Origin of the sequence: Pseudoalteromonas agarivorans (assembly GCF_024518735.1) — a bacterium.
In the GTDB taxonomy this organism is placed as follows: Bacteria; Pseudomonadota; Gammaproteobacteria; order Enterobacterales; family Alteromonadaceae; genus Pseudoalteromonas; species Pseudoalteromonas atlantica.
In genome coordinates this window covers 93,692-117,021 of the sequence record NZ_JANIGJ010000012.1, presented here as the reverse complement: position 1 = coordinate 117,021, position 23,330 = coordinate 93,692, and the positions used below count along the sequence as shown (strand labels likewise).

The following is a 23,330-nucleotide window of genomic DNA, read 5'->3' as shown; positions in this document are numbered from 1 at the left end:
TAGAAATGGTAATGCCTGGTGATAACGTTAAGATGACAGTAACTCTAATCGCGCCAATCGCGATGGACGAAGGTCTTCGTTTCGCTATCCGTGAAGGTGGCCGTACTGTAGGTGCTGGTGTTGTAGCGACTATCGTAGAGTAATAATTAGCCTAGCTAATTAATACTAAAAAGAGGTCACTTCGGTGGCCTTTTTTAATGCCTGAAGAAAAGTGTTTAGTTTTCAGCTATCGGCTATTAGTAGCTTGGTGTTAAATTATACTTAACACATAAAAAAGCACGACTTTAAGCCGTGCTATTAATTAAATTTTTTGACAACTGACAACTGACAACTGACAACTGACAACTGACAACTGACAACTGACAACTGACAACTGACAACTGACAGCTTACAGCTTACAGCTTACAGCTTAGTGCTTTTTCGCATATGCTTCGGCTTGCTTCCAAACCCTTAGCGTATTTTCGCTTAAAATCTTTTTAATGTCTGAATCGCTGTAACCCCTGTCCATTAAACCTTGTACTAGGTTAGGGTAGCTAGATACATCCTTTAAGCCAATCGGTAACGAATCGCCAACCCCATCGTAGTCAGAGCCAATGCCCACGTAATCAATGCCAATAAGCTCTACAACGTGATCAATATGATCAAGTACTTGCTCAAGGCTTGCAAACGGGAATGGGTTTTTAGCGCGGTACGCTGCATCAAAGTCTTTACTTGGCTTAGTGCCTTCTTTTTTAACGGTCTCTTTAGTGCTTTTAAGGTCTTTGTACCACGCACCGGCTTTAGAGGTTACAAAGCTTGAACCAAAGTTAATTTGAATAACCCCGCCATTCTTTTTAAGCGCTAATAACATGTCATCATTCATATTACGCTCAAAGCCAGGCGTGTATTTGCGCAGTGAAGAGTGTGAAGCAATAACCGGCGTTTTAGATAGCTCCATTACCTGATAAAACGCATCATCTGATATATGTGATACGTCAATTAGCATACCGACGTTGTTCATTTCAGTAATTAGCTTTTTACCAAATGGGCTTAAACCTTTCCATTTTCGGCGAATATCGTAAGACGAGTCAGAAATATGGTTGCTTTGCGAGTGCGCAAGCGTGATGTAGCGTACACCTCGGTCAAAAAAGTGCTGAAGGTTTTCCATTTTTCCTTCAATTGGCGAGCCATTTTCCATGCCCATCGCAATTGATAGTTTGCCTTGCTCAAATTGCGCTTCTATATCCGCTGTTGAGCTAGCAATAGCAAATTTTTCAGGGGCGCGCTGTGCAATGGCTTCCATGCTATCAATCATTTGATTGGCTAGCTGGTAGCTTTTACCTTTGCCTTCAAATTCTAAGTGAGCAGGAATATAAATCGACATAAAAGGGGCGTTTAACCCCCCTTGTACTGCGCGAGGGTAGTCAAAGTCGCCGCCTTCGGTGGCTTTAGTTACATCAACCCATTTTTCGTGGATACGATAAGGTACATCAATATGGGTGTCGATTAAAATAGTGTCTTTTGCTAGTTTTACTGCTTTGTCTGACGGGCTTTTTACTTGCTCTGCAAAGACTTGTGGTGTTAAAGCTAGTGATATGGCTACCACTAGAGTGCTGAGTTTTATCATGTTTTGGCTCTTTGGGTAAAAAGCCATTGTGTACGTTCAGCTCAAAAGTTACAAGTGTTAGGCGTTAATCAAACGACTGTGCTTCATGCTCTTCGCTTTGCAGTGCTTTAAATTCATTTTTTGAGATAATAGTGACTGACTCATGTAGCTCAGAAAAAAACACCATCGCTTCACCATTTCTAAGCTGCTGATTAACCTGCGCTACTTTACTTTGAATACTCACTTCTTGCTCACCGTAATCGGTGCCTTCACGAAGCACGTAGCTTTCAATTAGGTTATAGAGGGTGTCTTTATCAAGTTGTTCAAAAGGGATAATCATAACTGCTTACTGCTCGCTTTAGTGGGGACGTGCTGGCCAAAATAATGAGGGACGGCTTGTTCAAGCCAAAATACTGGCCTAAACGGATTATTACCGCTAATAAACCCTACGTGGCCGCCTTTTTCAGAGACGCTCAGGGTAACATGCTCACTCACATCTTGCCTACTTGGCACGGCCTTAATCGACAACATTGGGTCGTCTTTGGCATGAATTATTAACGTAGGAATCGCAATATGTTTTAAGTAGGGCATTGCGCTGGCTTGACGATAGTAATCGTGCGCGTTTTCAAAGCCATGCAGTGGAGCGGTTAGTTGATTATCAAACTCTAGCAAATCGTCAATTTTCATTAACTGCTCAGAGGTAATAGGTATTTGCTGCTTGATTTGTGGCAATTTACGCTGCATTGATTTTTTCATTCTATCGAGCAAATATTTTTGATAAATTTTGCCTAAGCTTTTACGAATAACATCGCTTGATGATGATAAATCATAAGGAGCCGAAACCACGGCTGCAGCACTTAACGGGCAGTTTTCGCGCTCTTCGCCTAGGTATTTAGCCAGTACATTGCCCCCTAATGAAAAACCAACAGCCATAATAGGGCGGCTGGGAAATTGCTCCCTTAAATGATTTATAAAAAAAGCTAAGTCGGCGGTATCACCACTATGATAAGCACGCGGTAAGCGGTTAACTTCACTTGAGCAGTTTCTAAAGTGCATAAGTACTACGGCATAGCCTTGTTTTTTTAAGGCTTTCATCATGCCTTTGGCATAAAAGCTATTTATGTTGCCTTCAAGACCATGTAAAACCACAGCAAGGGGAGCGTTTTCATTATGAGGCAGCGACCATGCAAGTTCAATAAAATCGCCGTCGGGCGTATCAAGTTGCTCAAGTTCGTAGGACGTATTGTGAAATGGACGGAAGAAACGCGGCATTATGGTTTGAACGTGACGATTGGTCATCCACCATGCTGGTTTAAACTTATTGATCATGTTTGTACTACGCACTATGAAAAAAACGAAACGTTAGTGTACCAAATTTTTCGCTTTATAAAATAAAAAGCGCCTAATCAGTAACCTGAGTAGGCGCTTTGTGCGTCGTGCTTAATGATGCTCGGGAACTTCAGCCTCGCTAATTTTTTTAATAAAGTAAAAAGCGTAAAATAGGCAAAGAGAAATCACGACGCCTAAAATCCCAAAAGACATAAATAAAACAGGGTCGCTAAAAAAGTCTCTAAAGAATACGTTCATGATTAATCTCCTCGTTCAGTTGATGGAGACATCATAAAGTGACTTTGCAAAGCATAATGTGATCGAGATCAAACTATTTCCCTGCGTGGAAAAAGTAACCAAATAAAGTTGATGTAGATCATGTTTTAGGGGTTATTCAGTTTCTACTGCAGCGCCTATAGGCTTTGTATAATCAATTGGCTTAAAGATTTTTTGCACAAAGAGAAAAGAATGAACATTTAGAAGAGGGTGTAAAAACTGCCAGCCTAAGTGGCTTTCACATACAGCTCAATATTGTTTGGCTTTACAGCTTCTAAAAAGCTAAGTTTATTCGCTGTATCAATCAGTATTTGCTGTTGTTGCTTTTCAAGCTTTAATTCGGCGCTTAATAGCTCTTGGCGTATTTGTGCATACTCATTGATACTTTCTTGATTGGCTTTTAAATACTTGCGTGTGGAACGCAGTGGCTTAAGTGCCTGCGTATCAAACTCATTAATCGACGCTATTAACGCACTGAGCTGCTCGGCATTAATGCTCAGCTTAAGTGAGTCTAAATACAGCAAAAATAAGCACAGATTAACGTTTTTACCTTGCTGGTTTTGCAGTGCCAGCAAGGTTTGTTGTTGCCCTGGCTTTGCGTACAAAGCGCAGGCAAATTGCCAAAACTCGTTTTTATTGAGCAAGTTCATCGGCAAAGGCCTGCTCTTTTTCTTCCATTTCTTCAAGCGCCATCAGTAGCTCTTCTTCAGTGTCGTTTACTTTAGGGGTAAGCGTGGCTTGCTTAGCGATTAGCTCTTTTAACTGGGCTTTGTTATCGTCGTTGTAGAGTGTGTTGTCGCCAAGTGCTACTTCAACTTCGCTAAGCTCTGCAGTAAATTTATCGAGCTGCTTTTCAAGCTTTTCAATTTGCTTTTTAAGCGGTTGAATGGCTTTTCTAAACTCAGCTTCTAGGCGCTTTTGCTCTTTACGATTAACGCTTGGATTTGCTTTTGGCTCGTCAGGTTGCTGGCTTTTAGCGGCTTCTTTATTGGCATTGAGTAACCATTGGTAATACGCATCTAAGTCGTAACCAAACTGAGTCACTTTGCCATCATCGACTAAATAAAATTCATCGGCGGTGTTTTTAAGCATGTGGCGATCGTGCGATACGGTAACCATGGCGCCTTCAAAGCCTTGCAGTGCCATCACTAGCGCGTGGCGCATTTCTAAATCAAGGTGGTTAGTTGGCTCATCAAGTAGTAGTAAATTGGGTTTTTGATACACCAACATGGCTAGCACTAAGCGGGCTTTTTCACCGCCCGAAAACGGTGCCACGGGTTCAAGTGCTTTATCGCCGATAAATGCAAAGCCACCTAAAAAATCACGCAATGATTGCTCTGTGGCCTGTGGGTTTAAACGTTGAATATGGGTCACTGCGCTTGCTTTTAAATCAAGCGATTCAAGTTGGTGCTGCGCAAAGTAACCTATATTTAAGCCATGGTGTTGAACCACTTTACCTGCTTGCGGCTCAAGCTCGCCCGCTAATAGCTTTATAAGCGTTGATTTACCCGCGCCGTTACGACCGAGTAACGCAATGCGGCTGCCAGGGACTAGGTTTAGCGCGATATTATTTAAAATAGTAACATCGCCATAACCTGCTTTTGCTTTATCTAGGGTCATTAGCGGGTTAGGCAGGGCTGTTGGCTCGGCAAATTCAAAGTCAAACGGTGAGTCGGCGTGCGCAGGTGCCAGCTTTTCCATACGTTCGAGTGCTTTAACACGGCTTTGTGCCTGTTTGGCCTTACTGGCTTTGGCTTTAAAGCGAGTTATAAACTGCTCAAGATGGGCAATTTGCTCTTGTTGTTTTTCAAACATTGCTTGTTGTTGTAACAAGCGCTCTGCTTTTTGGCGTTCAAACTGTGAGTAATTACCTTTGTACACATTAATAAGCTGTTTATCGACATGCCAAATTTGATCAACCACGGCGTCTAAAAACTCACGGTCATGAGATATAAGTACCAAGGTGCCTGTGTAGGCGCGTAAAAAGCGCTCAAGCCAGTAAACGGCATCTAAATCAAGGTGGTTGGTAGGCTCATCGAGTAATAGTAAGTCGGCATCGCGAATAAGTGCTTGTGCAAGGTTTAAACGCATACGCCAACCCCCAGAAAACGCGCTTACAGGGTTTTCTATTTGGTGATTTGCAAAGCCTAAGCCGTGCAGCAATTCGCCCGCTTTTGACTCTATGCTGTAGCCTTTAATATTTTCAAGCTGAATATGTACTTTGGCTTGGGTGTCACCATCGTTTGTTTGCTCAGCTTCACGCAGGGCAATGCGCAATGCATAGTATTCAGGGTGGCCTTGAAGTACATAATCAATGGCGCTTATTTCAAGGGCTGGGGTTTCTTGTTTTACAGAGGCAATAGACCAATCTTTCGGTATATTGCAATCACCAGCATCGAGTTGCAGCTCAGATTTTAATAAACTAAATAAGGTAGATTTACCACAGCCATTAGCGCCAACTAAGCCCACTTTGTGCTGTGGAAATAAAGTAGCCGAGGCATTTTTTAATAAGGCTTTTCCGCCACGAAGTAGTTCTATTTCTGAGATTTGGATCATGAATGCGTTACTTTACTGTGCCCTGGTTAAGTTGGCGCTATCATACCATAGAACGTATTGCTCTTATCAAGCGTATCAACATAGGAAGTTATACGATAAAATATGTGCAGTTCAAACCACAGGAAAAATGTTGTGAGACAAAAAAAGCGATTTATTGCTGGTGCATCGTGCCCTGAGTGTAAAGCCATGGATACCATGATGCTGTACAGAGAACATGATGTTGAAAAAGTAGAGTGTGTAGAGTGTGGTCACAAAATGGCGCAACCCGATAACGCTGTTCAGGCATCTACTCGCCAATTTGAACAAGTAATTGGTGTATTTAAACCGGGCGATTAACCCGGTTTTTATTTTTTACCCACCTTAGTAATGTGGCGGAGGCGGCTCTTGCATTTGCGACATTAATGACGGCTGCTGCGCTTCTTTAAGTTTTTCTGCTAGTAACTCAGTTTGGCGCTTCATTTTTGCAAGCTGCTGTTGGTGTGCTTTTAGCTCGTCATTTAATATTTCTATTGTTTCGTCTTGAAAAGCAACTTTTGCCTCAAGCTCCATTAAACGATTTTCAATTGTGTTCATTTGCTTCTCGTATTGTAAAGTGCTCTGCAATTCCGCTCGAGCTCTCGGTTAACAACGACTTGCCGTTATCTATAAACGTTACATCTAGCACCACAGCCGATTTAGGCTTACTGCCTTCACGTGGTGTGACTTGCCAAGTTTGGATTTTTTCTCCGCTGGGTAACTGCCATAAGTCAACGCGCTTATTGGGTGAGCCTGTGGCCAGCAATGTGCCTTGTTCGTTAAAGCGTACCGCAGTAAAAATTTTCTGACGCGCAATATACGCCAGTTTACTCACAAGATCACCTGTAGTCAGCTTCCATACATGTGCTTGCTTCATACTATCTGCGGTAAATGCGTAGCGACCTTGTGGGTCTAGGGTTACTTGGGTAACACGTGTCGGGTGATTAAAGCGATGAATTACTTGCCCTGTACGTGTATCCCAAAAATAAGCAACGTAATCGTTTGAGCCGCTTAAGGCATAGCGTCCATTAGGCGATAAATCTACGGTGTTTACTTTGTCTTGGTGGCCTAAAAACTCAATGCGGCGTCCGGTTTCTAGGTTTAAAAATACCACTACGCCGTCGCTTCTGCCGTATAAAACACTGCGGCCTTGGTTACTTATCGCAATATCGCGAATAGTGGCTTGTTGAATTTTATAATAGCCGCGGTTTTCGCCGCTGCTAATATCCCACACGGCAAAGGTGGTTTTTTCGGCGGTAACGGCCACGCTATTATCAAAGGCAATAGCCACAGCATACACTAGGCTTTCTTGTGATTGCTGTTGAAACCATTGATATTTTAGCACCTGCTGTTGATTATCCCACAGGGCGACCCCATGGTGAATGGAGGAGACTAGGCTGTATTTACCATCGTTAGATACTGCCGAGGAAAACGCACCCTGTGCTGCGTGTTCAAAGCGTTGTGCAGCTTGCTGTTTTTGATCGCTACAAGCTAGGGCTAATAAACAGCTAAAAGCGATTAAAAAAGTACGAAATATCGACATATTACAGGTATTTCCTCTTAACTCTTAGTGACTGAGAGGTTAGACTAGGTCACGTTGAAGGCCTAGGGTGTTTGTCTAATCACTATAATAGGTTAGGTTTTAATTTAGTTAGTTATTAAACAAGCAGCCTATCATGTAGGCCGTTAATCTTTAACTAGTAATAATACAATAAATGACAACTGCAAAGTGTGTCGGAGATTTAAAATGAAAAAGACGATTAGATTGTCATTGATTGCAGCGTCGGTTTTAGCGCTTACAGCTTGTAATCAAGAAGCAAAACAAGAACAAGCTGAAGTTAAATTAGACACTGTAGAGCAGCAACAAGCATACGGTATTGGTGCATCAGTAGGTAACTTTTTAAATAAAGACCTAGCTGATAAATCAGAGATTGGTATTGAACTAGACCAAGCACTATTAATTCGTGGTTTTGAAGACGCGCTTGCTGGTAATGCAAAAATCGATGAAGAAAAAATCCGTGAAGTGCTAACTGAGCTAGATACATCAGTGCGTGCAAAGCAAGAAGCTAAAGCTAAAGTTGAGTCTGAAAAAAGCAAAGAAGCAGGTAAAAAATACCTAGAAGAAAATGCTAAAAAAGAAGGCGTAACAGTAACTGAGTCAGGTCTACAGTACGAAGTACTTAGCGAAGGCGAAGGCGAAAAGCCAGCAGCAACAGACGTAGTTAAAGTACATTACAAAGGTACTTTATTAGACGGCACTGAGTTTGATAGCTCTTATGCGCGTAACGAGCCAACTACTTTCCCTCTTAACCGTGTAATTGCGGGTTGGACTGAAGGTTTACAGCTTATGTCAGTAGGGTCTAAGTACAAGTTCACTATTCCTTCTGAACTTGCTTACGGCGATCGTGACCTAGGTAAAATTCCAGCTAACTCAACGCTTGTTTTTGAAGTAGAACTACTTGAAATACAAGATGACGAAGCACCTGCGCAATAAGCGGTAGCTTATAACGCAAAAAGGGACCATAACGGTCCCTTTTTTGTAGGCAATTTTATTAATCTGTGTGGTTAGAAAACAAATTATCTATTAGCTCATCTTCTAGTTCAAAACGTGCTTCTAACGTTTCGCCAAGTACCGACAAATCGTTATCAAACTCTGCTAATAAGTCCTCTTTATCTACTTCTGCGTATTTATCGTTAAAATCTAAAGCAATATCTGTTGTGCTAGAAATGCGCGGGTAAATTGTATTTGCCAGCTCTTGGCTTTCAAGGCCCTTGCTTTCACAGGCTTTTGCAATGTCATCGTACACTTCAAAATGGCCGGCAGATAAGTAATCCATTAAAATTTGGCAAAATGATTGAATTTGTTCTGGCTCTGGTAAGGCGTGATCTTTTTTGTCGTATGGCGAAAACCCAGCCATTTTACAATAAAGTACAATTAACTCTTGGCGCTCGTTTAACCATTTATCAATGACAGTATGGCTACCACCCCATTTTTGTTGAGCTTTCTCTACGCGCGTCAGCATTACTGTTCTCCTAAGCTGGGTCACTTTTATGGTTAAATTTAAACTTTCTTATACATCAAGATATATTTTATTTAAGTGTATATCAACAAGTAAAAGGTATGAGCTGGTGCATGTGTATTTATTGTAGGTAAATTATTATTTTATTGCAGGCAAGAAAAAACCACCGGTTAAGGTGGCTTAATTTCTTGTTTTGGCCTGTTAATACAAGCTTTCTTATTGTTATAGAAGATTTTTGTTATTTTTATTATAAATATTTTTGTTATTGTTGTTTAAGATTTTTATTATTGTTCTTGTTAACGCGGGACAAACAATACCAAGGTTTTTGTTATGTTGCAAACATATTAACAAAAAGTTTTTATTGTTAGTTCTTTTTGGTTATTTAACACTCAAATGTGACTAAATAAGCAACAAACTAGGTTCTGTTAGCTGTAACACATGTTTTAAGAGCTTAGCGATAGAGAGCCGGAGAATATGGTGGTACAATCTTGAACAATTTCTATAAGCCTCAGGATTATTTACGCTATGAGCGAATTAAAAAACGACCGTTATTTACGTGCACTTGCAAAACAACCCGTTGATGTAACACCGGTATGGATGATGCGCCAAGCAGGACGCTATTTACCAGAGTACCGTGCTACACGTGCACAAGCGGGCGATTTTATGAGCCTGTGCCGTAATGCTGAGCTTGCGTGTGAAGTAACACTACAACCCCTTCGCCGTTACCCGTTAGATGCTGCTATTTTATTTAGTGACATTTTAACTATTCCCGATGCTATGGGTTTAGGTTTGTATTTTGAAACCGGTGAAGGCCCTAAATTTGAAAACCCTATTTCGTCACTTGCTGATGTTAAAAAGATTCCTAAGCTAGACCCAACTGACGAGCTTGGCTATGTAATGAACGCAGTAAGTACTATTCGCCGTGAACTTAAAGGCGAAGTGCCACTAATTGGTTTTTCGGGTTCACCGTGGACACTAGCAACTTACATGGTTGAAGGTGGAAGCAGTAAAGTATTTGGTAAAATTAAAAAAATGGCGTTTGCAGAGCCGCAAACACTACATTTACTACTAGATAAACTAGCTGATTCAGTCATTGATTACTTAAACGCACAAGTAAAAGCCGGTGCGCAATCGTTAATGGTATTTGACTCGTGGGGCGGCGTATTAAGTCCGCGCGATTACAATGAATTCTCACTGCAATACATGCATAAAATTGTTGATGGTTTAATTCGCGAATACGACGGCCGTAAAGTGCCGGTAACGCTATTTACCAAAAATGGTGGCCAGTGGATTGAAGCAATTGCAGCAACAGGTTGTGATGCAGTAGGTCTTGACTGGACTATTAATATTGGCGACGCTAAACGCCGTGTAGGCGATAAAGTTGCATTGCAAGGTAATATGGACCCGTCAATGCTTCACGGTACGCCTAATCGTATCCGCCAAGAAGTAGGCACTATTTTAGAAGACTTTGGCACAGGTGATGGCCACGTGTTTAACCTAGGCCACGGTATTACACCAGATGTAGACCCAGAAAACGCCGGTGTATTTATTAATGCAGTACATGAGCTAAGCGCGCAATACCACAAATAACAGCAGTGGTATTAATAGCTATTAAAAAGCCCGCTAATTAGCGGGCTTTTTGCTGTTTAGTAATCGGGTTAAGTAAATAACCTATTTAATCCATTTAACGCCGCAACACGGTAGGCTTCTGCCATCGTTGGGTAGTTAAATGTGGTATTTACAAAGTAGTCAACGGTGTTGCCTGCCCCTTTTTGTTCCATAATGGCTTGGCCAATATGAACAATTTCTGAGGCACGCTCACCAAAGCAATGCACGCCAAGTACTTCTTTTGTTTCACTGTGAAACAATATTTTTAAACTACCAACTTCTGTACCCGCAATTTGCGCACGAGCTAAGTGCTTAAACTGAGCACGACCAACTTCATAGGGTACTTTTGCAGCGGTTAGCTGTTGCTCTGTTTTACCTACCGAACTCATTTCAGGAATGGTATAAATACCGGCCGGTATATCTATAATTAGCTTATCTTCGCAATTACCGCAGGCAATAGCATCGGCAGCTATACGGCCTTGATCAAATGCTGCACTCGCTAAGCTTGGGTAGCCAATTACATCACCTACTGCGTAAACGTTGTCTACCTCAGTTTGGTACATTTCGTTGACTTTAAGCTGGCCTCGACCATCGGCTTTTAAACCAATAGCTTCAAGGTTTAGCGTATCGGTATTACCTGTGCGCCCGTTAGCAAATAAAATACAGTCGGCTTTTACACGCTTGCCCGATTTTAAATGCATTACAACGCAATCTGAGCGCGTTTCTATACGGTCAAACTCTTCGTTATGACGAATAACAATACCGCTGTTCCAAAAGTGGTAGCTAAGCGCGTCAGAAATTTCTGCATCCATAAAGGCTAATAAGCGGTCGCGTGTGTTTACTAAATCTACCTTAGCGCCTAAGCCTTTAAAGATTGAAGCGTATTCACAGCCAATAACACCCGCACCGTATATAAGTACACGTTGTGGGTCGTGCTCTAGGCCTAAAATAGTATCGCTGTCGTAAATACGTGAATGGCTAAAGTCGACCTCAGGTGGGCGGTATGGGCGTGAGCCAGTAGCAATTACAATGGTTTTAGCGGTAATACGCTCTGCTGAGCCATCAAGGCGCTTAATTTCAACCGTGTGTTTATCTACAAAGCTCGCATCGCCTTGGTACATATGAATGCGGTTACGGTCGTAAAAGCTGCTACGTAAGTTTGACTGCTTAGAAATAACAGAACTTGCATGGCTTAAAATATCAGGAAACGTTAAGCGGCTAGGGCGCTCGCCAACATTAAAAAGTGGGTTTGCTTTGTATTCAATATAGCGGCTAACCGAGTGGCGTAATGCTTTTGAAGGAATTGTTCCCCAATGTACACAGCCACCGCCAACAGCTTGTTGGCGCTCAATAACCGCTACTTTTTTATCGTTTTTAGATAGGTTCATGGCGGTGCCTTCACCGCCAGGGCCCGTACCAATAATTATTGCGTCATATTGGTAAACTACGGGTGCTTTTTTTTGTTCTGGTTGTTTGGCCACAGCCACTCCTAAATTAATTAAAAGAGGCTTTTAATAACCTCGCATTAAGTGCTAGCCATGCCTGTTTTTGATTTTCCCAGGCGGCTTCCAGCTCATGGTATTGTGTCATTAATGCTGATTGTTCACACTGCTTTGCCATGTTATTTTTTTTAGCTTCTAACACTTGTTTTTGTAGTGAACAGTAATTTTGCAGCTTTTTCAGCAGTAAATCGTACTCTTGTTGTAATAATGTAAGCTTATCTTGCGCTAAAGGCAATTTTGAAAGGCGCGTTTGCGTTTTACTCATTAGCGTTTCGGCTTTGGCTTTTTCTATGCGCTCAACCGGGGTGCGCTTTAATTTACTGGCTAAACCGAGCGCTGCTAAAGAGCGAATCATCCATTTAGTTGGGTCGTAATGAAACCACTTAATACCGTTACGGTAATCGCTTGCAAAAATATGGTGAAAGTTATGGTAACCCTCGCCATAAGTAAATAGCGCTAAAAAGCCATTATCGCGTGCAGTGTTTTTCTCAGTGTATGGGCGTGAGCCCCAAATATGAGCCAATGAATTAATGAAAAAGGTAAAGTGCTGGCTCAATACTAAGCGTAATAAACCTGCAAGTAGTAGCATACCCCACACATCGCCTACTAATAAACCAAGCACAAGCGGTAAACCAACATTCATGGCTATAACAAGCTTTAAGTAGTGTTTATGCTGCCACATAACAATTTTATTGCGCTGTAAATCGCGACAATTACTGTAATCGTTATAACTGTCGCCTTGGTAATCACGTAGCATCCAGCCAATATGGCTGTACCAAAAGCCGTTAGTTGCGGCGTAAGGGTCTTTTACTGGGTCATCTACTTGGCCGTGGTGTATACGGTGATCGCTACTCCAGTGCAACGCGCTGTTTTGCAAAGCAAATGCGCCACCAAGAGCAAAAATAAATTCTATTGCAGGGTGTACGTTATAGGCTTTATGCGCCCATAATCGGTGGTATCCGGCAGTGATAGATAGGCCTGCGTAAAACATACAGCCTACAAATGCAATCCAATGCGCGCTGGTAAATCCGTAACTAATGCCGTACCAAGGTACAAGTGTGACAGCCGCCAAAAAGGTTAGGCTAAAAAATAGGACGTTTGTCCAAATAATCGGTGGTTTATTCATCGTTTTTACTCTCAGCGTACAACTGTAAGCTAAAATAGTGTTTCAATCTCTTGGCGTCAAGTATTAGACTAGACAATTCGGCTAATTATCATTAAAACTTCATATAAAATTACTCAGGGAGCTGTGGATGTCGGGTGTTAGAGCACAACAGAAACAAAAAACACGACAAGCCTTAATTGAGGCGGCATTTAATCAGCTTAGTGCTGATCATAGTTTTTCTAATTTAAGCTTACGCGAAGTTGCCCGCGAAGCCGGTATTGCCCCCACCTCTTTTTATCGCCACTTTAAAGATATGAACGAGCTAGGTTTAACCATGGTTGACGAAGCAGGCTTAACCCTTCGCCAGCTTATGCGCCAAGCCCGCAGACGTATAGCCAGTGGTGGCAGCGTAATAAATACTTCGGTTGTTACCTTTATGGAGTTTATTGATAACTCAAGCAACCAATTTAGATTACTGCTGCGAGAACGTTCTGGCACCTCAAAAGCCTTTAGAGCCGCCGTAGCGCGTGAGGTAAAACACTTTATTTTAGAGCTTGCGCATTATTTAGAAAGCGAAACCAAGTGTGATTCAATTCATGCTTATATTCAGGCCGAAGCCATGGTAACACTGGTATTTAATGCCGGTGCAGAAGCACTTGATATAGAAGGTCAACAACGCGAAGAACTCATTGAGCGGGTTATTTGGCAGCTACGTTATATTACCCGCGGTGCAGGTCATTATATTCGTGAAACAAATAATCAGGTTTAGCTTAAAAAATTAGCAATAAGTTAATCTAAGCACGCAAGTTTACTCAACACATTAATTTAAGCTAAAAAGTGTAGCTGTGTGATTTATAAAACCTGAATATGCTATTTTTAGGTATATAAATTTCTTCAATGTAGGGTTTTTATTCCTTTGTTTGGAATATTTATGCTTGCACCAACTGCTTTGTAATGTTAAAAATAGGCCTCACTGAACACACACACAAGAAACAAGATGCAAAATATTCGTTTAATTACACTAAAACTTAACCTCTTACTGCTATGGTCAGTGAGCGGGGATTAGTGTGTTTGCATCGAGTTAAACACTAAAAACCCCGCAATTGCGGGGTTTTTTATTATCTCGCGGCTGGGATAAATTGAAATTTGGGTAACAGAGGAATGAGGGGCAGTTATGCAAGACAAAGATAAAGTATGGATTTTTGATACCACCTTACGTGATGGCGAGCAGGCACTTAAAGCAAGCCTTACAGAAGACGATAAAATTCAGCTAGCGCATACTATTAGCCGCTTGAACGTGGATGTGATGGAAGTGGGTTTTCCGGTTTCGAGCCCCGCTGATTTTCGCTCGGTACAACGTATTGCAACCGAGGTTAAAGGCCCAATTATTTGTGGTTTAGCACGTTCAGTAGCAAAAGACATTGAAGCCTGTGGTGAGGCGCTTCGCACAGCACAGCAAAGCCGTATTCATACTTTTATTGCCACAAGCCCTTTGCACCTTGAACACAAATTACGTATGAGCCTAGACGATGCAACGGCCATGGCGGTTAAATCAATTAAATTAGCGCGTAACTACACTGATGATGTTGAGTTTTCGTGCGAAGATGCAGGGCGTACGCCGCACTGGGATTTATGTAAAATTGTTGAGCAGGCAATTAACGCCGGTGCCTCTACTATTAATTTACCTGATACCGTTGGCTTTGTAACGCCAGACGAATACGCCGCAATGATCCGCCATTTAATGAATAACGTGCCGAATATAGATAAAGCGCGTTTAAGTGTACATTGTCATAACGATTTAGGTTTAGCTGTAGCTAACTCGGTAGCCGCGGTACAAGCCGGTGCTCGCCAAATTGAATGTACAATAAATGGTATTGGTGAGCGTGCGGGTAACTGCTCGCTTGAAGAAGTGGCGATGATCATGAAAATGCGCAAAGACCACTTAAACGTACACACCGATATTAAAAGCGAAGAAATTTATCGCGCATCTCGCCAAGTGGCAAAAATATGCAATATGCCGGTACAGCCAAATAAAGCGATTGTGGGCGAAAACGCCTTTGCACATAGCTCGGGCATTCACCAAGATGGCGTATTAAAAGCGCAAAATACTTATGAGATTATGTCGCCAGAAAGCGTCGGTGTGCCAAATAACCAATTAAATATGACCTCGCGTTCGGGTCGTCATGTTATTGAGCACCGCTTAGAAGAGTTAGGTTATCAAAAAGCTGACTACGATATGGACAGCTTATACGAGAGCTTTTTAGCGTTAGCTGATCAAAAAGGCACCGTATACGATTACGACCTTGAAGCCATGATTTACTTTAATCAAATTAACGACAAAGACGAAAAATACCAATTAGAGTTTGTAAACTCAGCGTCTAACTCACAGTCGGTAGCCAGCTCTACCATTGGAATGTTAATTGATGGCGAAGCCAAACAAGAAGCGGCTACAGGTAATGGCCCTGTTGAAGCCTCATTTGCGGCTATTGAGCGCTTAACTGGTATGAGCGTTGAAATGATTGAATACAATTTAGAAGCCACTGGCCAAGGCGCAAGCTCGCTTGGTCAAGTAAACATTATTGCTAAATACGATGGCCGCCCTTATCACGGTGCGGGTATTGCTGCGGATGTGGTAGAGGCGTCGGTACGCGCCATGATCCGTGTTTACAACTTAATTTATCGTGCACAAAAAGTGTCTGATTTAAAACAACAAAGGAAAGCAGGATGAGTAAAACAAACTACAGCGTTGCCGTATTAGCAGGCGACGGTATTGGCCCAGAAGTAATGGCAGCAGCAGAGCAAGTACTTGATGCTGTAAGCAATAAGTTTGGTTTTACCCTGAACCGTCAGCATCATGCTATTGGTGGCGCAGCCATTGACGAATTTGGTGAAGCATTACCACCAAAAACGCTAAGCGCGTGTGAAAACGCCGATGCCATTTTATTTGGCTCGGTAGGTGGCCCAAAATGGGAAAACCTACCCCCTAACGAGCAACCTGAGCGTGCATCGCTTTTACCGCTTCGTAAGCACTTTGGTTTGTTTTGTAACTTACGCCCAGCACAGCTTTTACCGGCGCTTAGCGCAGCATCGCCATTACGTGCAGATATTAGCGAAAAAGGCTTTGATATTTTATGTGTACGCGAACTTACTGGCGGCATTTACTTTGGTGAAAAAGGCCGAAGCGGCGAAGGCGCTGAAGAAGCTGCATTTGATACACAAACTTACTCGCGTAAAGAAATTGAACGCATTGCCCGTTTTGCCTTTGAAGCAGCAAAATTACGTAGTAACCATGTAACGTCGGTTGATAAAGCAAACGTGCTTGCATCAAGCGTATTATGGCGTGAAGTCGTTACCGAAGTAAGCAAAGACTACCCAGAAGTAAGCCTAGATTACATATACGTAGATAACGCAGCTATGCAATTAGTTAAACAGCCTAGCCAGTTTGACGTGCTACTTTGCGATAACTTATTTGGTGATATTTTGTCAGATGAGTGTGCAATGATTACAGGCTCAATGGGCTTATTACCATCGGCAAGCTTGAATCAATCGGGCTTTGGTTTGTACGAACCAGCCGGTGGCTCAGCACCAGATATTGCAGGCAAAGGCGTTGCAAACCCGATTGCACAAATTTTAAGTGCTGCACTTATGCTACGTTACTCATTAGGCCAAGACGAAGCTGCGCGCACCATTGAAAAAGCCGTAGCCGAAGCCGTAGAAGCAGGCGTTGGCACGCCAGATATCTACCCACAAGGTGGATACAGCACAAGCGATGTGGCAGCTGCCATCGTTTCACGTATTTAATATATAAATCGCAGCACCGTTATGCTGCGACTTAACAAAGTAGGGAATTAGCAAGTGGCCCAAACGTTATACGACAAAATTTGGCAAGCACATACCGTTGCCAGCATAAACGAGCAAACTGATTTACTTTATATTGACCGTCATTTAGTACACGAGGTGACATCACCGCAGGCTTTTGCAGGCCTACGTGAAAAAAACCGTACGGTACGTTGCCCAGAAAAAACCTTTGCAACAATGGATCATAACGTATCGACTAAAAGCCGATCACTTGATGCAGCAAGCGAAGTATCTAAAAACCAGTTAATGGCACTTGATGCTAACTGTAAAGAGTTTGGCATTGTACTTTACGATTTAAACTCAATTAACCAAGGCATAGTGCATGTAATGGGGCCTGAACAAGGTATTACCTTGCCTGGCACTACCATTGTATGTGGTGATAGCCATACCTCTACGCATGGTGCGTTTGGGGCATTAGCGCACGGTATTGGTACGTCTGAGGTTGAGCACGTATTAGCAACGCAAACGCTACAACAAAAAAAGGCAAAATCGTTAAAAATTCAAATTAACGGTGTGCTTCGCCCAACGGTAACCTCTAAAGATTTAATTATGGCGGTTATTGGTAAGTTAGGTACAGCTGGCGGTACAGGTTATGTTGCTGAATTTTGTGGTGAAGGCATTGAAGCACTTTCAATGGAAGCCCGTATGACGCTATGTAACATGAGTATTGAAATGGGTGCAAAAGCAGGTTTAATAGCACCAGATCAAATCACGTATGATTACTTAAAAGGTCGCCCATTTGCACCTAAAGGCGCTGACTTTGACGCTGCAGTTGAATACTGGGAAACCTTAAAATCAGATGAAGGCGCAGAGTTTGACTTGAGTGTTGAGCTTGAAGCTGACGACATTCAGCCGCAAATTACGTGGGGTACAAGCCCAGAGCAAGTAATTGGCGTTGATGAATGCATACCAGATCCTGACCAAGAACCAGATTTAATTAAAGCTGATGCTATACGCAGCGCACTTAGATACATGGACTTAAAAGCCGGCGATAAATTATCAAGCGCAAAAGTAGATACGGTCTTTATTGGTTCGTGTACTAATAGCCGTATTGAAGATTTACGTGCAGCGGCAAAAATTGTTGAAGGTAAGCAGGTTGTAGCTGGCATTGAAGCACTTATCGTACCGGGCTCTGGCCTTGTTAAAAAGCAAGCCGAAGATGAAGGCTTAGCCGATATTTTTAAAGCGGCAGGTTTTGAGTGGCGCGAGCCGGGCTGTTCAATGTGTTTAGCAATGAACGACGACCGCTTAGAAGCGGGCAAACGCTGTGCATCTACGTCTAACCGTAACTTTGAAGGCCGCCAAGGCCGTGGCGGGCGTACGCACTTAGTGAGCCCTGCAATGGCAGCCGCTGCTGCAATACATGGTCACTTTGTTGATATAAGAGGAGAAGCCTAATGAGCGTATTTTTTAGTGGCTTAATGGCCCCACTTGATAAAAACAATGTAGATACAGACCAAATTATTCCTAAGCAGTTTTTAACATCAACTAGCCGTGATGGTTTTGATGCAGCACTGTTTTACGATTGGCGTTACCTAGAAAACGGCGAACCAAATCCTGATTTTATTTTAAACCGCCCATGCTACCAAGGCGCGCAAATATTATTAACCCGCGACAACTTTGGTTGTGGCTCATCACGCGAGCATGCACCGTGGGCGCTTAAGCAATATGGTTTTGAAGTGATTTTAGCGGAAAGCTTTGCTGATATTTTCTTTAATAACTGTGGCAACAACCAAATGCTAGCCATTGCGCTACCGGCTGATACGCTTGAGCAATTGTTTGTACTTAGTGAGCAACACGACGATATAAACATTCAAATCGATCTTGAAAACCAAACACTAACAAGCGATAAGTTTGCGCCAATTAGTTTTGATATTCGTAAAGACGTAAAAGAGCGTTTATTAAGTGGCTTAGATTTTATTGGTGTGACCGAAACGCTAAATCCACAAATTGATGCGTTTGAAAAACAACTTGCTGCTGAGCGCCCTTGGCAGTAACGAAAAGCAATTAATTACATATGAAAACAAAGCGCGGCTGAGTATATAAGCCGCGCTTTTTTTATGTTTAAGTTTTCTAATTATTAATGTCTAAAATCTGCCATTAGCGCAGGTATGCCTGGCAGCATACCAACAATAGCCATAACGGTAGTTAAAATAACAAACATAATTAGCGGAATAACCCAACGGCTCATTTTAGTTAAATTAGCACTGCGCTCTTTACAGCCAATTAAGCCTAAGTTATCAAGCAGCATAGTTAGAGACCAACCAAAAGCAGGGTTAACCAAGCTTGACGCAAATACAACAATAGCGGCCGATTGCGTTGTTTTACCTTCGCGTGTCATTTCCATACCCGCCTCAAGCAGCGGAATAAACACACCTACAATAAGCGCAACACACAGCACAGGTTGCCAAATGGCTAAATCCATCGGGTAGCCCCATAAACCCGCAATAATACAAAATACGGCTGTTAAAATGGCGCCTGCCGGAATAGGGCGTTTAGCAATAGCGGCAGGGACAATATAAGTCCCCCACGATGAGGTAAAGTTAGCACCACCGGCCAGCGAGCCAAAGGTTTGTCTAACCGATGCGCTTAGCATGGTGTCGTCTATGTTCATTTGAACTTTTTCAGTGCGTTGCGGGTAACTAATTTTTTGAAATACTTGATGCCCTAAAAAATCCGGTGACCACATAGCCACAGCCAATACCGCAAACGGCAGCACAACCACAAAGCTTTCAAGCGTAGGTAAGCCAAGCATCCAGCCCGTGTTTTCGCCCCACCAATAAGCTGGGTTCATATTTGGTAAGCCCGGCGCGGTATTAAATTCAAACGGCGCACCGAGTGCAAATGCAACCACACCGCCAATAAGGCAGCTAAGCGGCACAGCTAACCAGCGCTTTTTAAAGTGCTCAAGTAACGCATACAATAAAATGGTCGCCAAAATAACAATAAATGCAATGTGCGCCATATTAATGGCCTCAGCCCATGCAAACAGCTTTTTAACCTGCGAAATTGTGCCAATAAAGCCTAAATATATAAGTAAGCCCCCGCACACGCCTTTACTCGTTAAGCGTGCCAGCAAGCTCCCTCCTTTGGTTATGGCTAAAATAAAGCCAAAGGCACCAATCAGTAAGCCAAACGCCATAGGGTGGCCACCAGCGGCAACCACAATAGGAATAAGAGGAATAAGTGGCCCATGTGTACCCGCTAAGTTAGCGGTAGGTAAAATAAAGCCCGAAAACAAAATAATAAAAATAGAAACAATCAGTAATTCATAGCGTACGTTTTCTAACACAAATGCATCACTTAAACCCAGTGGCGCTGCAAATGTAGCGGCAATAGCACCCACCATAACGACTTTACCTATGGTGCCCGCCATGGCAGGAATAGTATCTTCAAATTCAAAGCGGTAGTCTCTAAAGGGTAAATTAGGCCGCCAGCGCTTAGGCTGCATAATTTGCAGCTCGTGCTCTAGGTATTCGTCGCGAGTATTAAACTCTGAACTAGCTTTATGCTTATTTTGATAGCTGTTGGCATCATCTACTTGGGATGTGCTTGTTTTTTCTGGCTCGTTACCCTTTGGGGTTACTGACATAGTCCCTCCTGTTACTCGTTGCTTATTTATTAATACGGCTTTTGTTAAAGCAAATGAATAGTGAAGGAGCAGAGTAGATCAGCTTTTACTCATGAATGTATAGGCAAAAGGTCGTGTATGGCTTTATTTTATGCTAAATCATTGTGTTGGCATTCTTAAATGTAAAGTATATTTTGTTTAAAATCAGTGTGTTGATTTGTTTTTTTATGTGTTCTAATTTGGTGAAACATTGTAAAAACAAGGCTGTTATCCTTTAGTCTAAGTAGTGGCTTATGTATTTTAATTGAACTGAAATAGCGCATCTGCTAGGTTCAATGGTTACTCAAATAATAAGAAATACAATGCAAATTCAATCTCCTAAATCAATTGGTATTTTACTTGGTACGCTTTACGGCATATTTATGCGGCTGTTTGTGGAGCTGCTTGATACTTATAATTTAAGTAGCCTTGTATCCATTTCATTTATGTTTTTAGTGCCCGTTGCAATTGGCTATATTCGTATTCATTTTGAATTTAAAAGCTCAAATACATTAACTAAAAGGCAAATGGTGACAATTGCTTGGCAGCCAATTTTTGTTTTTTTACTTGTAAGCATTATTACACTACTGGAAGGCAGTATTTGTGTGGCAATGGCTTTGCCTGCCTTTATGCTCTTTGCAAGTATGGGTGGTTTGCTGGCAGGCTTTATTAAAAACTGTCAAACAAAAAACGCTAACAGGCCTTTACTTTCAATAGCTTTGCTTCCTGTATTGCTCTCACCTATTGAGGTAAATTATTTACACTTATCAAAAACGTATGAAGTCACCAACTCTATAGTTATTGAAGCGCCTATAAATCGTGTATGGCAGCAGCTTGCTAATGTAAGCACCATAGAGCCACAAGAATTGCCATTTTCGCTTACCCAATTAATAGGTGTACCTAAACCTTTAGAGGCAAATATGAATGCTATGGGTGTTGGGGCTGTTAGAACGAGTAAATGGCAAAAAGGAGTTATATTTAAAGAAGTGATTACGGATTGGCAGCCAAATAAACAGATGCTCTATAGATTTGAGATAGACCCTGATGCTATTCCCGATGATGCACTCGATAAACACGTAAAACTAGGCGGCGAATACTTTTCACCTCTTTATGGTGGGTATGCGTTAAGTGAAGATAAAAGCGGCAATATGATTTTAACTTTAAAAACGACTGTGCAAGATAATACAAATTTTGGTGTTTATTCGCGAATATGGGGTGAGGTGATTTTTCAAGACTTCCATTATTCACTTTTAACATTAATGAAAAACAGAGCAGAAAAGCCACTTGTCGCAGCTATTTCCCATTATTAACTTAAACCGCTATGGTATTAAAAAACTATTATAAGAGTACTTTATGAAATTATTAACGGCAGCAACGTTATTACTTGCCTCATCAGCGGCTATTGCGCGTCCTGCGCCTTTGGTATCTATACCAACACACGATGCATTTTTTAATAATATAGCAGCGCATTGTGGTAAAGCGTTTGAGGGCAAAGTAAGCTTAGATAACGCAAAAGGCCCAAGCTCATTTGAGAATAAAAAACTAATTATGCATGTTCGTAAATGCACAGATAGCGAGCTACAAGTACCATTTCATGTGGGAGATGATGCATCGCGTACATGGATCATTACTAAAACGGGCAGTGGTTTGAGCTTAAAGCATGATCATCGCCATGAAGATGGCAGCGACGATGCTTCAACTATGTATGGCGGTCATACCCTTGATGCGGGTTTTGCACAAATGCAGTCTTTCCCGGCCGATCAATACTCTAAAGAGTTATTTGTAGCACAAGGGATAGCACAGTCGGCAGGTAATACTTGGCAAATGTATATTTATCCTGAGGTATTTACGTATCGGTTAATTCGCCAAGGGCGCGAGTTTAAGGTGGACTTTGATTTAACTAAACCAATTACTCCACCAGCAGCGCCGTGGGGCTACGAAAAATAAACTATTTTTCTTTTTTCTCGGGTGCGTCACATTGTAGTAAAACGTTTAATGGTGGTTGATAAGCGCGTGGTTTAGTAGGAAAACGTTCGTACTCTTGCACGCCTTCAAGCACTTTTAACATAAAGGTTCTGCCGCGGCATAATCTGTCTGCGTGGCGCAGTAAAAACATACTTTGATTAGCAAAATGTTTGTAGTCGTCTGATTGTATTTCTATTTTATAGTTGTCTTCACCAATTTTGGTTTGGTAGTAATGTACTTTGTTATCAAAGTCGTATGACTTTTCTTTTTCGCCCACTTCTGCAAAGGCGCTCCCTATACCAGAAAAGGCTAGCAATGCAGCGCCAACAACTAAATGCGGTGTGTATAAGCCTTTCATAAAAATGTATCCTTTAATTTGCGAACTTAATACCCATTAATAAAGCATTAAGTGCGATGTATTTAAGTTAAGTCTAACACCCAAAAAGAGAATATGTGATGTTCAAACAAATAAAACAACTGTTTGCCGCTTTTGACGAGCAACAGCCAAGCATAGAGCAGCATGATCTAAAAACAGCGGTTGCTGCGCTGCTTATTGAAGTAATGCGTGCTGATTCTAAGCTCGACCATAATGAACAACACACCCTGACTGTAACCTTAAAAAAATACTTTAATTTAACAGAATCGGAAGTTGATGAGCTCACCAACAATGCCGCTGGTAGCTTAGATGGGGCTATTGATTACTTTCAATTTTCTAAGCAGATTAACGATCATTGCAGTGCGGCGCAGCGCATTGAAATAATTGAGCTATTATGGCGATTGGCGTATGCCGATGGAGAGATAGATCCTCAAGAAGAGTATGTAATACGCAAAGTGGCTGGGCTTTTATATGTAGCGCACACCGATTTTATCGCTGCTAAATTAGCAGCGACACAATCGTAAA

The 23,330-nt window shown here is 42.0% G+C and carries 25 protein-coding genes; 12 read left to right on the top strand and 13 right to left on the bottom strand.

Going from position 1 to position 23,330, the window contains the following annotated elements:
• Positions 1-143: EF-Tu C-terminal domain-related protein (locus tag NQT65_RS17990; protein WP_477742927.1), on the top strand; the 143-nt coding region annotated here is incomplete at its 5' end.
• A gap of 266 nt (positions 144-409) precedes the next feature.
• On the opposite strand, the gene NQT65_RS17985 is transcribed toward NQT65_RS17990, so the two are convergent.
• The 6 genes from NQT65_RS17985 to NQT65_RS17960 form a co-directional block, all read right to left on the bottom strand.
• On the bottom strand, positions 410-1,606 hold the full coding sequence (locus NQT65_RS17985) for a dipeptidase (RefSeq protein ID WP_256851695.1): 1,197 nt from the start codon (positions 1,604-1,606) through the stop codon (positions 410-412).
• 64 nt (positions 1,607-1,670) lie between these two features.
• Positions 1,671-1,925 (bottom strand): YheU family protein, encoded by a 255-nt coding sequence (locus tag NQT65_RS17980; protein WP_004589625.1) that lies wholly within the window; start codon positions 1,923-1,925, stop codon positions 1,671-1,673.
• Positions 1,922-2,914 (bottom strand): hydrolase, encoded by a 993-nt coding sequence (locus tag NQT65_RS17975; RefSeq protein ID WP_024033940.1) that lies wholly within the window; start codon positions 2,912-2,914, stop codon positions 1,922-1,924. Before NQT65_RS17975 ends, NQT65_RS17980 begins: the two co-directional genes overlap by 4 nt.
• Before the next feature lie 111 nt (positions 2,915-3,025).
• Positions 3,026-3,172 (bottom strand): hypothetical protein, encoded by a 147-nt coding sequence (locus tag NQT65_RS17970; protein ID WP_004589623.1) that lies wholly within the window; start codon positions 3,170-3,172, stop codon positions 3,026-3,028.
• A 245-nt stretch (positions 3,173-3,417) separates the two neighbouring features.
• Positions 3,418-3,840: a TIGR02444 family protein gene (locus NQT65_RS17965; RefSeq protein WP_256851694.1), complete on the bottom strand. Its 423-nt coding sequence runs from the start codon at positions 3,838-3,840 to the stop codon at positions 3,418-3,420.
• Positions 3,824-5,746, bottom strand: coding sequence for an ATP-binding cassette domain-containing protein (locus tag NQT65_RS17960; RefSeq protein ID WP_064384660.1), 1,923 nt, complete (start codon positions 5,744-5,746; stop codon positions 3,824-3,826). The genes NQT65_RS17965 and NQT65_RS17960 overlap by 17 nt, the downstream gene beginning before the upstream one ends.
• Before the next feature lie 132 nt (positions 5,747-5,878).
• Between NQT65_RS17960 and NQT65_RS17955 the strand changes: the two genes are divergently transcribed.
• Positions 5,879-6,082 (top strand): YheV family putative zinc ribbon protein, encoded by a 204-nt coding sequence (locus NQT65_RS17955; RefSeq protein WP_004589620.1) that lies wholly within the window; start codon positions 5,879-5,881, stop codon positions 6,080-6,082.
• Between the two features lie 24 nt (positions 6,083-6,106).
• Here the strand turns inward: NQT65_RS17955 and NQT65_RS17950 are convergent, their stop codons facing one another.
• Together NQT65_RS17950 and NQT65_RS17945 are read right to left on the bottom strand one after the other, a co-directional pair.
• On the bottom strand, positions 6,107-6,319 hold the full coding sequence (locus NQT65_RS17950) for a SlyX family protein (protein WP_004589619.1): 213 nt from the start codon (positions 6,317-6,319) through the stop codon (positions 6,107-6,109).
• Positions 6,306-7,304, bottom strand: a complete 999-nt coding sequence (locus tag NQT65_RS17945) for a WD40 repeat domain-containing protein (RefSeq protein WP_024033936.1) — start codon at positions 7,302-7,304, stop codon at positions 6,306-6,308. The genes NQT65_RS17950 and NQT65_RS17945 overlap by 14 nt, the downstream gene beginning before the upstream one ends.
• A 204-nt stretch (positions 7,305-7,508) precedes the next feature.
• On the opposite strand from NQT65_RS17945, the gene fkpA reads away from it, so the two are divergent.
• Positions 7,509-8,255 carry an FKBP-type peptidyl-prolyl cis-trans isomerase gene (gene fkpA, locus NQT65_RS17940; RefSeq protein ID WP_004589617.1) on the top strand — a complete coding sequence of 249 codons (747 nt, stop codon included), beginning with the start codon at positions 7,509-7,511 and terminating at the stop codon, positions 8,253-8,255.
• Positions 8,256-8,313: 58 nt separating this feature from the next.
• Here the strand turns inward: fkpA and NQT65_RS17935 are convergent, their stop codons facing one another.
• Positions 8,314-8,784, bottom strand: a complete 471-nt coding sequence (locus tag NQT65_RS17935; protein WP_004589394.1) for an Rsd/AlgQ family anti-sigma factor — start codon at positions 8,782-8,784, stop codon at positions 8,314-8,316.
• Between the two features lie 522 nt (positions 8,785-9,306).
• Here NQT65_RS17935 and hemE point away from each other — a divergent pair.
• The gene (hemE, locus tag NQT65_RS17930) at positions 9,307-10,371 is read left to right on the top strand and encodes a uroporphyrinogen decarboxylase (RefSeq protein WP_256851693.1); all 1,065 of its coding nucleotides are present in this window, start codon (positions 9,307-9,309) and stop codon (positions 10,369-10,371) included.
• A 68-nt stretch (positions 10,372-10,439) separates the two neighbouring features.
• On the opposite strand, the gene sthA is transcribed toward hemE, so the two are convergent.
• Positions 10,440-11,870 (bottom strand): Si-specific NAD(P)(+) transhydrogenase, encoded by a 1,431-nt coding sequence (gene sthA / locus NQT65_RS17925; RefSeq protein WP_029774151.1) that lies wholly within the window; start codon positions 11,868-11,870, stop codon positions 10,440-10,442.
• A 13-nt stretch (positions 11,871-11,883) separates the two neighbouring features.
• Complete coding sequence (locus NQT65_RS17920; protein ID WP_054983308.1) at positions 11,884-13,017, bottom strand: acyl-CoA desaturase; 1,134 nt, start codon at positions 13,015-13,017, stop codon at positions 11,884-11,886.
• A gap of 127 nt (positions 13,018-13,144) precedes the next feature.
• On the opposite strand from NQT65_RS17920, the gene fabR reads away from it, so the two are divergent.
• The 5 genes from fabR (at position 13,145) to leuD (ending at position 18,851) form a co-directional block, all read left to right on the top strand.
• Complete coding sequence (gene fabR / locus NQT65_RS17915; protein ID WP_004589390.1) at positions 13,145-13,765, top strand: HTH-type transcriptional repressor FabR; 621 nt, start codon at positions 13,145-13,147, stop codon at positions 13,763-13,765.
• A gap of 405 nt (positions 13,766-14,170) precedes the next feature.
• Positions 14,171-15,724 carry a 2-isopropylmalate synthase gene (gene leuA / locus NQT65_RS17910; RefSeq protein WP_004589389.1) on the top strand — a complete coding sequence of 518 codons (1,554 nt, stop codon included), beginning with the start codon at positions 14,171-14,173 and terminating at the stop codon, positions 15,722-15,724.
• Positions 15,721-16,797 (top strand): 3-isopropylmalate dehydrogenase, encoded by a 1,077-nt coding sequence (gene leuB / locus NQT65_RS17905; protein WP_004589388.1) that lies wholly within the window; start codon positions 15,721-15,723, stop codon positions 16,795-16,797. The genes leuA and leuB overlap by 4 nt, the downstream gene beginning before the upstream one ends.
• A 54-nt stretch (positions 16,798-16,851) precedes the next feature.
• Positions 16,852-18,252, top strand: coding sequence for a 3-isopropylmalate dehydratase large subunit (gene leuC, locus NQT65_RS17900; RefSeq protein WP_024033932.1), 1,401 nt, complete (start codon positions 16,852-16,854; stop codon positions 18,250-18,252).
• Positions 18,252-18,851 carry a 3-isopropylmalate dehydratase small subunit gene (gene leuD, locus NQT65_RS17895; RefSeq protein WP_004589386.1) on the top strand — a complete coding sequence of 200 codons (600 nt, stop codon included), beginning with the start codon at positions 18,252-18,254 and terminating at the stop codon, positions 18,849-18,851. Before leuC ends, leuD begins: the two co-directional genes overlap by 1 nt.
• 83 nt (positions 18,852-18,934) lie before the next feature.
• Here the strand turns inward: leuD and NQT65_RS17890 are convergent, their stop codons facing one another.
• Positions 18,935-20,446 (bottom strand): DUF3360 family protein, encoded by a 1,512-nt coding sequence (locus NQT65_RS17890; RefSeq protein ID WP_256851692.1) that lies wholly within the window; start codon positions 20,444-20,446, stop codon positions 18,935-18,937.
• A gap of 341 nt (positions 20,447-20,787) precedes the next feature.
• On the opposite strand from NQT65_RS17890, the gene NQT65_RS17885 reads away from it, so the two are divergent.
• Positions 20,788-21,774, top strand: a complete 987-nt coding sequence (locus NQT65_RS17885) for an SRPBCC family protein (RefSeq protein ID WP_256851691.1) — start codon at positions 20,788-20,790, stop codon at positions 21,772-21,774.
• Positions 21,775-21,817: 43 nt separating this feature from the next.
• The gene (locus NQT65_RS17880; RefSeq protein WP_256851690.1) at positions 21,818-22,411 is read left to right on the top strand and encodes a hypothetical protein; all 594 of its coding nucleotides are present in this window, start codon (positions 21,818-21,820) and stop codon (positions 22,409-22,411) included.
• A gap of 1 nt (position 22,412) precedes the next feature.
• Here NQT65_RS17880 and NQT65_RS17875 read toward each other — a convergent pair whose 3' ends face one another.
• The gene (locus NQT65_RS17875) at positions 22,413-22,787 is read right to left on the bottom strand and encodes a hypothetical protein (RefSeq protein WP_004589382.1); all 375 of its coding nucleotides are present in this window, start codon (positions 22,785-22,787) and stop codon (positions 22,413-22,415) included.
• A gap of 98 nt (positions 22,788-22,885) precedes the next feature.
• Between NQT65_RS17875 and NQT65_RS17870 the strand changes: the two genes are divergently transcribed.
• Complete coding sequence (locus NQT65_RS17870) at positions 22,886-23,329, top strand: tellurite resistance TerB family protein (RefSeq protein ID WP_024033928.1); 444 nt, start codon at positions 22,886-22,888, stop codon at positions 23,327-23,329.
• The last annotated feature ends 1 nt before the right edge of the window (position 23,330 follow it).

Coding starts and splice junctions, on each gene's coding strand:
- NQT65_RS17985 (WP_256851695.1), bottom strand. CDS start 1,606: ATGATAAAACTCAGCACTCTAGTGGTAGCCATATCACTAGCTTTAACA.
- NQT65_RS17980 (WP_004589625.1), bottom strand. CDS start 1,925: ATGATTATCCCTTTTGAACAACTTGATAAAGACACCCTCTATAACCTA.
- NQT65_RS17975 (WP_024033940.1), bottom strand. CDS start 2,914: ATGATCAATAAGTTTAAACCAGCATGGTGGATGACCAATCGTCACGTT.
- NQT65_RS17970 (WP_004589623.1), bottom strand. CDS start 3,172: ATGAACGTATTCTTTAGAGACTTTTTTAGCGACCCTGTTTTATTTATG.
- NQT65_RS17965 (WP_256851694.1), bottom strand. CDS start 3,840: ATGAACTTGCTCAATAAAAACGAGTTTTGGCAATTTGCCTGCGCTTTG.
- NQT65_RS17960 (WP_064384660.1), bottom strand. CDS start 5,746: ATGATCCAAATCTCAGAAATAGAACTACTTCGTGGCGGAAAAGCCTTA.
- NQT65_RS17950 (WP_004589619.1), bottom strand. CDS start 6,319: ATGAACACAATTGAAAATCGTTTAATGGAGCTTGAGGCAAAAGTTGCT.
- NQT65_RS17945 (WP_024033936.1), bottom strand. CDS start 7,304: ATGTCGATATTTCGTACTTTTTTAATCGCTTTTAGCTGTTTATTAGCC.
- fkpA (WP_004589617.1), top strand. CDS start 7,509: ATGAAAAAGACGATTAGATTGTCATTGATTGCAGCGTCGGTTTTAGCG.
- NQT65_RS17935 (WP_004589394.1), bottom strand. CDS start 8,784: ATGCTGACGCGCGTAGAGAAAGCTCAACAAAAATGGGGTGGTAGCCAT.
- hemE (WP_256851693.1), top strand. CDS start 9,307: ATGAGCGAATTAAAAAACGACCGTTATTTACGTGCACTTGCAAAACAA.
- NQT65_RS17920 (WP_054983308.1), bottom strand. CDS start 13,017: ATGAATAAACCACCGATTATTTGGACAAACGTCCTATTTTTTAGCCTA.
- fabR (WP_004589390.1), top strand. CDS start 13,145: ATGTCGGGTGTTAGAGCACAACAGAAACAAAAAACACGACAAGCCTTA.
- leuA (WP_004589389.1), top strand. CDS start 14,171: ATGCAAGACAAAGATAAAGTATGGATTTTTGATACCACCTTACGTGAT.
- leuB (WP_004589388.1), top strand. CDS start 15,721: ATGAGTAAAACAAACTACAGCGTTGCCGTATTAGCAGGCGACGGTATT.
- leuD (WP_004589386.1), top strand. CDS start 18,252: ATGAGCGTATTTTTTAGTGGCTTAATGGCCCCACTTGATAAAAACAAT.
- NQT65_RS17890 (WP_256851692.1), bottom strand. CDS start 20,446: ATGTCAGTAACCCCAAAGGGTAACGAGCCAGAAAAAACAAGCACATCC.
- NQT65_RS17885 (WP_256851691.1), top strand. CDS start 20,788: ATGCAAATTCAATCTCCTAAATCAATTGGTATTTTACTTGGTACGCTT.
- NQT65_RS17880 (WP_256851690.1), top strand. CDS start 21,818: ATGAAATTATTAACGGCAGCAACGTTATTACTTGCCTCATCAGCGGCT.
- NQT65_RS17875 (WP_004589382.1), bottom strand. CDS start 22,787: ATGAAAGGCTTATACACACCGCATTTAGTTGTTGGCGCTGCATTGCTA.
- NQT65_RS17870 (WP_024033928.1), top strand. CDS start 22,886: ATGTTCAAACAAATAAAACAACTGTTTGCCGCTTTTGACGAGCAACAG.